5 protein-coding genes are annotated in these 7223 nt (G+C 63.1%); 4 read left to right on the top strand and 1 reads right to left on the bottom strand.

Annotated features, from left to right (window positions below; all coding sequences use genetic code 11):
- Positions 1-179: 179 nt before the first annotated feature.
- Positions 180-2507: a S8 family peptidase gene (locus tag J3L12_RS03885; RefSeq protein ID WP_208013722.1), complete on the top strand. Its 2328-nt coding sequence runs from the start codon at positions 180-182 to the stop codon at positions 2505-2507.
- Between the two features lie 104 nt (positions 2508-2611).
- Here the strand turns inward: J3L12_RS03885 and J3L12_RS03880 are convergent, their stop codons facing one another.
- Positions 2612-3049, bottom strand: a complete 438-nt coding sequence (locus J3L12_RS03880) for a 23S rRNA (pseudouridine(1915)-N(3))-methyltransferase RlmH (protein ID WP_208013721.1) — start codon at positions 3047-3049, stop codon at positions 2612-2614.
- Between the two features lie 600 nt (positions 3050-3649).
- Between J3L12_RS03880 and J3L12_RS03875 the strand changes: the two genes are divergently transcribed.
- From J3L12_RS03875 to J3L12_RS03865, 3 genes are all read left to right on the top strand, one after another.
- Positions 3650-4759 (top strand): thiamine pyrophosphate-dependent dehydrogenase E1 component subunit alpha, encoded by a 1110-nt coding sequence (locus J3L12_RS03875; protein ID WP_208013720.1) that lies wholly within the window; start codon positions 3650-3652, stop codon positions 4757-4759.
- A gap of 61 nt (positions 4760-4820) precedes the next feature.
- Positions 4821-5795, top strand: a complete 975-nt coding sequence (locus J3L12_RS03870; RefSeq protein WP_208013719.1) for an alpha-ketoacid dehydrogenase subunit beta — start codon at positions 4821-4823, stop codon at positions 5793-5795.
- A 9-nt stretch (positions 5796-5804) separates the two neighbouring features.
- Positions 5805-7202 carry a dihydrolipoamide acetyltransferase family protein gene (locus J3L12_RS03865; protein ID WP_208013718.1) on the top strand — a complete coding sequence of 466 codons (1398 nt, stop codon included), beginning with the start codon at positions 5805-5807 and terminating at the stop codon, positions 7200-7202.
- Positions 7203-7223: the final 21 nt, after the last annotated feature.

Genomic DNA, 7223 nt, shown 5'->3' with positions numbered 1-7223 from the left:
GATCAGCAGCAGGTCTTGCCAGCGATGATGGGTTTTCAAGTACTCGCGGGAATCGGGTATCTGGGCTAGATACGGCAACGGACTGGGGATGGAGACAGCTTTCATATGTGATTATGATAAAAGCCTGGTCTTTAGCCAGTTTTCATGGCCTCTGCAAGTCCAAACAGTATGCTGGCAACATGACCCGCACCTACTGGCTTGGCCTATTAGCCCTTGTACTCACCGCCTGCCCCAACCCTGCTCCCCCACCGCCCCCAAACATCACGGTCAGCCTCAACCCAAGCAGCGCTTTTTCCCTGGATATTGGCCAGCAAAGAGCAATTGCCGCCACAGTGACCGGCACCAGCGACACCCGCGTCACCTGGAGCAGCAGCAATCCCAGCATCGTCTCGGTAAACAACGGCGTGGTGCGCGGAGAGTCCGCCGGAACGGCTACCATCACCGCCCGCAGCGTGGCCGACCCTACCAGGAGCGCCTCGGTGGGGGTGACGGTACTCGAGCCCCCCTCCCCTCCTCCCCCAGGCAATGGGGTCATCAGCGGAACGGTCAGCATTGCCCTGCAAACCTCTCTGCAAAATGCCGACCTGACCGCGCCCTTTGTGGAGGGCGAACTCATCGTGAGGTTCAAACCTCAGGTCAGCCTGCAATCGCTAAACCGGCTTTCGGTTTCGGGGGTGGAGATCCAACAGGTCAGACCGCTGGGCACCGAGCGCACCTATCTCTACCGCGCCAACCTGAACCGTACCGACACCCTCACTTTGTTGCAGTCGTTGCAAAGCCGGAGTGATGTGGAGTTCGCGCACCCCAACTACATCCTTTCTGCTCAGGCCACCCCCAACGACCCCCAGTACCCCAACCAGCGCTGGCATTACGAGGCCATCAACTTACCGGGCGCCTGGGACATCGAAACCGGCGCTTCCAACCTGGTCAGGGTAGCGGTCATTGACGGGGGCGTGGTGGCCGGTCACCCCGACCTGGCCGGGAAGCTCTTACCCGGCTACGACTTTTACTCCAACGCTGCCGACTCCGGCGACGGCGATGGACGCGACCCCAACCCCGAGGACACCAGCCCCGGCACCGACTTCCACGGCAACCACGTCACCGGCACGGTGGGAGCCGCCACCAACAACAGCCTGGGGGTGGCCGGGGTCTCGTGGGGTGCGCGCCTGGTTCCGATTCGCGCGCTGAGCGGCGGCAGTGGAACCCTGGCCGACGTGGCCGATGCCCTGAGATGGGCTGCAGGACTGAGTGTGTCTGGCGTTCCGGCCAACGCGAACCCTGCCAGCGTGATTAATATGTCGCTGGGAGGGCCGGTGGCCTGCACCAACGCCCCTGCCCTACAACAGGCCATCAACGATGCGAATAACGCCGGTGCCATCATCGTGGTGGCGGCAGGCAACTCCAATGTGGACGCCAGCACCTTCAGCCCTGCCGGGTGCAGCGGGGTGATAACGGTGGGCGCTACCAATGCCGCCGGCGACCGGGCCCCGTACTCCAACTATGGCACCCGGATTGACCTGATGGCCCCCGGCGGTGAAGCTTCCGGACAGCAGGTGGTGAGCACCCTGGGCAGTGGGCAGTATGGGGGTAAGGCGGGCACCTCGATGGCCGCGCCCCACGTGGCCGGCGTGCTGGCCCTGATGAAAAGCAAAAAGCCTGCCCTGACCGCCGCCGAAGGGCTCTCCATCCTGAAAGACACCGCCCGGCCCCTGAACCCGGCCCAGTGCAACCGCCCCAGCGGCCTCGAGTGCGGTGCGGGGCTCATAAACGCGCAGGCCGCCCTGGCCCGCCTGAACACCCCACCCCCTCGCTCGCTAGTGCTCTCGGCCAGCCCCAACGCCCTGACCCTCAACACCGGCGCAAGCGCTTCCGTTACCATCGGCATCATCCGTACCAACTTCACCGAGCCGGTGGCCCTGAGCGTGAGCGGGCAGCCCGGCGGCACCACCCCCAGCTTCAGCCCCGCCAGCCCCGTATCCGGCAGCAGCACCACCCTGACCATTCCGGCGGGCAGCACCCCCGGCACCTACACCCTGGTGGTCAGCGGCAGCGCCAGCGTGAGCGGACAGACCGTGCAGGGCGAGACCCGCATTACCCTGACCGTGGTACAGCCCCCAACCACCCCCCCGCCCACCCAGAACATCCAGGGCACCCGGATTTACTTCGACGCGGTGCTGCGCGAAACCCCCACCCTGAGCCTGTTGCTGGATTTTAGTCCGGTGGTCATCACCCAGACCGGCACCCAGGCGCCCTACAGCCGCAGCAGCCTTTCAACCACCGGGCTGGTGGGCTACCGCATCTCGGCCTGGAAGGATGTGAACGACAACGGCACCCAGGATGTGGGCGACCTGTTTGGGTGGTATAGGGTTAATGGCAACATTGCGACGGTGATGCCAGATGCCAGCAACATCAATGTGGTGCTCGAGCCCGTCCTCTCCACCACCCTCACCCGCGAAAAGTGGCTAAAACAGATGGGCTACCCGGCCCGCGAAGATACCCCACGGTAAGCTTGTTCAAGGCGCGTTTGCAGTGAAGCCATTGAGTTGCGCACATCGGTTTACAACGCTTACGGTGGGGGCCCCCACCTCGGAAAGTCGCATTTTGGAGGCATTTATCGGTGGTAGGGCTCGCCCCGCTTGAGGGTTTCGACCCGGTAAAGCTGCTCCAGGAGCACCACCAGCGCCAGCTCGTGCTGAAGGGTTAGTTTAGACAGGGACAGCAGCCAGTCGGCCTCGTCTCGCACGGCCTGGGTATGGCCCTCGGCGCCCCCAATCAGGAACGCCACGCCTTTTTCGGCCTCCAACTCCCAGGCCTCGAGCCGGGCCTTGAAGGCCAGGGTATCGGGCAACTGGCCTCGCTCGTCCAGCACCACCCGCCGGTAGCCTTCGGAGGCTTCCAGCAAACGCTGCCCTTCCTGAACCGGGATGCCCTCCTTGAGGTAGAGGAGCTCGAGCTTCCCGTAGCGCTGCAAGCGCCTTGTATACTCCTCCACACCCGCTTTGGCATAGGCCAGTTTGGGTTTACCTATGACACAGACTCGCAGTTTCATGGGGCGATCCACCGTGATGATATACCCAGCGGGATTGAGTCTACCGGAACCGTCAGGGCTTCGTAGCAAAGTGCCCTTCATTTGATCCTCCCCATCTGGGGCCCCCACGGGAAGCATTTTTGGATGCCTTGTACCAAAATCACCAGACCCCTTTCCTTCTCCCCTTGCGGGAGAAGGTGGCGGCATCTCGCCAGCGGCATGTAGGAATGACGTCGGTGACGTCAATAGCTGCGTATGGAGCATCGCCGGATGAGGGGGTTAGACATGCCCCCCTGGATAACTATCCAAGCATTTTGGTATGAGGTCTGCATAGCCTACTTGACCCCCAATCGGCCTGGGGAAAAACCGGCTATAATCTTGGGTACCAAGAGGTCGGTATGGGAAAGAGCCTTGCGCTACCGGCAGTGATTGGCTCTCCCGAAACCTCGAGCCCGGTATACCAAAACCCAAGCGCAGACCTCCCCCGCTGGAGGTCTTTTGGTTTGGCTGGGTGGTTATTCCCCGTGGCAGTCCTTACCCAGGGCGCCCCGGACAAAAAAGCCTTTACCCAAGGCTTGGCAGGTCGGGCCGGCTGGTCACCCCAGCAGGCCGGGAGGAAACATGGTTCAAGAGAAAATACGCTTCCAACCCTTTAGCCCAGAGCCCATCCGGCTGGTAGACGAACAGGGCCACTGGATCGCGCCCTTTGAGCACGGGCTGTCCCCCGAGCAGCTCCAGCGCTTCTACCGCGACATGCTGGCAGCACGGATACTGGACGAAAAGCTGGTCATCCTGATTCGCACTGGCAAAACCAGCTTCATAGCCCCTCACGCAGGCCACGAAGGGGCTCAGGTCGCCATTGCCCATGCGCTGCAAAAGGGCCACGACTGGCTGTTTCCCTACTACCGCGACATGGGCCTGGTGCTGGCCATGGAGGTGCCCCTGGTGGAGATTTTCGGCCAGACCCTGGGCAACGCCGCCGACCCCGCCAAGGGCCGCCAGATGCCCTCGCACCCCGGCAGCAAAAGTCTGAATATTTTTACGGTGTGTTCGGCCATCGCCTCGCACGTACCCCCTGCGGCGGGGGCGGCTATCAGCATGAAGCTGCGCGGCACCGGGCAGGTCGCGATCTGCACCTTTGGCGACGGGGCTACCAGCGAGGGCGACTGGCACGCCGGCATCAACTTTGCCGCTGTGCAGGGTGCGCCAGCGGTGTTTGTGTGCGAAAACAACCGCTATGCCATCAGCGTGAACATCTCCAAGCAAACCGCCTCCGAAAACATCGCCGTCAAGGCCCATGCCTACGGGATTCCCGGCTACTATGTGGACGGGCTGGATGTGCTGGCCAGCTACTTCGTGATGAAGGAAGCCATCGAGCGGGCCAGGGCCGGGCACGGGCCCAGCCTGGTCGAACTGGTGGTTCACCGCTTTGGGGCGCACTCTTCTGCCGATGACGACAGTCGCTACCGTTCACGCGAGGAGCTGGCCGCCGAACGCCAGCAAGACCCCTTGCTGCGCTACCAGCGTTTCCTGGAGAAAGAAGGGCTCTGGGATGCCCAGTGGGCCAACGAACTACGCATCGAACTTGCCAAAGAACAGGAAGCCGCCTTGCAAGAAGCCCTGCAAGCGGGCGAGCCCGACCCCCTGCAAATGTTCGACGATGTGTACGCTGCCCGCCCCTGGCATCTGGAAGAGCAGCGCCGCCTGGTGATGGACGAATTGCAATCCTGACGGTAAAGGTTTCTGTCCTCTTTTTGAAGACTTGTGACTTGCGACCCGTAATGGAGGTTGTATGCCAACCATGACCCTGATCCAGGCGATCAATACCGCCCTGGACGAAGAGATGAGCCGCGACGAGCGGGTAATGTTGCTGGGGGAGGATGTGGGCAAGCGCGGGGGGGTTTTCCTGGCGACCGAGGGCCTGCAACAGAAGTATGGCCCTGACCGGGTTATAGACTCTCCCCTTTCTGAAGCCGCCATTCTGGGGGCCGCCGTGGGGCTGGCTGCCCACGGAATGCGCCCGGTGGCCGAGATTCAGTTTGCCGACTACGTCTTCCCCGGCATTGACCAGCTTTTCTCCCAGGCAGCCAAGCTCCGCTACCGCTCTGGGGGACAGTTCACCGCCCCCATGGTGGTGCGAATGCCCACCGGAGGCGGCGTGAAGGGGGGGCACCACCACTCGCAAAGCCCCGAGGCCCACTTTGCCCATACCGCCGGCCTTAAGGTGGTGGTGGTTTCCACCCCCTACGACACCAAGGGGCTTCTGAAGGCGGCCATCCGCAACGACGACCCGGTGGTTTTCATGGAGCCCAAGCGGCTCTACCGCGCGGTCAAGGAGGAAGTGCCGTCCGACGACTACCTGATTCCCATCGGCAAGGCCGCCATCCGCCGCGAAGGCAGCGACATCACCCTGGTTTCGTATGGGGGGCCCATGGTCGAGACCCTGCGGGCCGCCGAGGAAATGGCCGCCGTCGGGGTAGACCCGGAGGTGATTGACCTGCGCACCGTGATGCCCTGGGACAAAGAGACGGTGCTGAACTCGGTGGCTAAGACCGGACGCCTGCTGATGATCTCCGAGGCCCCGCGCACGGCCAGCGTGGCCTCCGAAGTAACCGCCACCGTTTCGGAAGAGTTGTTCGACCAGTTGCTGGCCCCGCCCCTGCGGGTGACCGGCTTCGATACCCCCTATCCGCTGGCCCAGGACAAGCTCTACATGCCCACCGTGACGCGCATCTTGAACGCCGCCAAGCGCTTACTCGACTACTAGGGAGGACGCATGCCCAAAGAAGTGGTGTTACCCGAACTGGCAGAATCTGTGGTAGAAGGTGAAATTCTTCGGTGGCTGGTGAACGAAGGCGACGCCTTGCAAAAAGACCAGCCTTTTGTAGAGGTCATGACCGATAAGGTGACGGTGGAACTCCCGAGTCCCCTGGCGGGGGTGCTCCTGCAAAAGCTGGTGAAGGAGGGCGACGTGGTGCCCGTCCATGCGCCCATTGCCCTGGTGGCCGAACCGGGAGAAGTGACCGCCCCCATCTCGAACCAAAAACCCGCCCCCGCGCCGAGCGTGCAGGCCCAGGAAGAGCGCTCCATCGTAGAGCCGGGCCGGGTCGTAGAGGACGATGGCGCCAACCTCTCCCTGTTCAAACCCGACAGCAAGCCGGAGCAGGTGAAAAACCCCTTCAGCAAGGCAGCCCCACTCCAGGCAGTAGAGAGCACCACCGTGGCCCAGCCCCGGCGCGTAATTGCGGTGCCGGCGGCCCGCAAACTGGCCCGCGAGCTGGGCCTGGACATTGCCCAGGTTCCGGGCTCAGGGCCAGGGGGCAGGGTACGGGTAGAGGATGTACGGGCCTATGCACAAAGCAAAGAGCAGGCCCCTGCCGCTCCAGCACCAGAACCCACAGGCCACAAGCCACCCGCTACCGGCTTCCCCCCTCCGGTGCAGTACAAGCCCCCCAAGGGCTACGAAGACCTCGAGACCCGCGTACCCCTGCGCGGCCTGCGCCGGGCCATTGCCCAGCAGATGGTGGCCTCGCACCTCTATACCGTGCGCACCCTCTCGGTGGACGAAGCCGACCTGACCGAGCTGGTGGCCCTGCGCGAGCGGCTCAAGCCGGAAGCCGAAGCCCAGGGGGTCAAGCTCAGCTACCTGCCGTTTATTTTCAAGGCCATCGCGGTGGCGCTCAAGAAGTTCCCTTCCCTGAACAGCTCGCTGGACGAGGCCCGGCAAGAGGTGGTGCTCAAGCACTACATCAACATCGGGATGGCGGTGGCCGCCGAGAACGGCCTGATTGTGCCGGTGGTTCGCGACGTGGATCGTAAAAGCCTGCTGCAACTGGCCCGCGAGATTGCCGACCTGGCCGAAAAGGCCCGCGCCGGCAAGCTGGCCCCCGAGGAGGTGAGCGGCTCCACTTTCAGCGTGACCAACATCGGCTCGATTGGGGCCCTGTTCAGCTTCCCCATCATCAACGTGCCCGACGCAGCCATCCTGGGGGTGCACTCCATCCAGAAGCGCCCGGTGGTGAACCAACGTGACGAGATTGTGGTACGGCAGATGATGTACCTCTCGCTCTCCTTCGACCACCGGCTGGTAGACGGCGCCGAGGCCGCGCGGTTCTGCAAGGAAGTGATCCGGCTCCTGGAAAAACCCGAGCGGCTCTTCCTGGAAGCGCTATAGTTTTTCATCTAGCAGATTTTG

This window comes from Meiothermus sp. CFH 77666, assembly GCF_017497985.1.
Lineage (GTDB): Bacteria > Deinococcota > Deinococci > Deinococcales > Thermaceae > Meiothermus.
Note: the sequence above shows the minus strand (reverse complement) of the source record. Positions and strands in the feature narration are given on the sequence as shown.

Excerpts from the sequence above, each read along its gene's own strand:
- J3L12_RS03885 (WP_208013722.1), top strand. The coding sequence starts at position 180 with ATGACCCGCACCTACTGGCTTGGCCTATTAGCCCTTGTACTCACCGCC.
- J3L12_RS03880 (WP_208013721.1), bottom strand. The coding sequence starts at position 3,049 with ATGAAACTGCGAGTCTGTGTCATAGGTAAACCCAAACTGGCCTATGCC.
- J3L12_RS03875 (WP_208013720.1), top strand. The coding sequence starts at position 3,650 with ATGGTTCAAGAGAAAATACGCTTCCAACCCTTTAGCCCAGAGCCCATC.
- J3L12_RS03870 (WP_208013719.1), top strand. The coding sequence starts at position 4,821 with ATGCCAACCATGACCCTGATCCAGGCGATCAATACCGCCCTGGACGAA.
- J3L12_RS03865 (WP_208013718.1), top strand. The coding sequence starts at position 5,805 with ATGCCCAAAGAAGTGGTGTTACCCGAACTGGCAGAATCTGTGGTAGAA.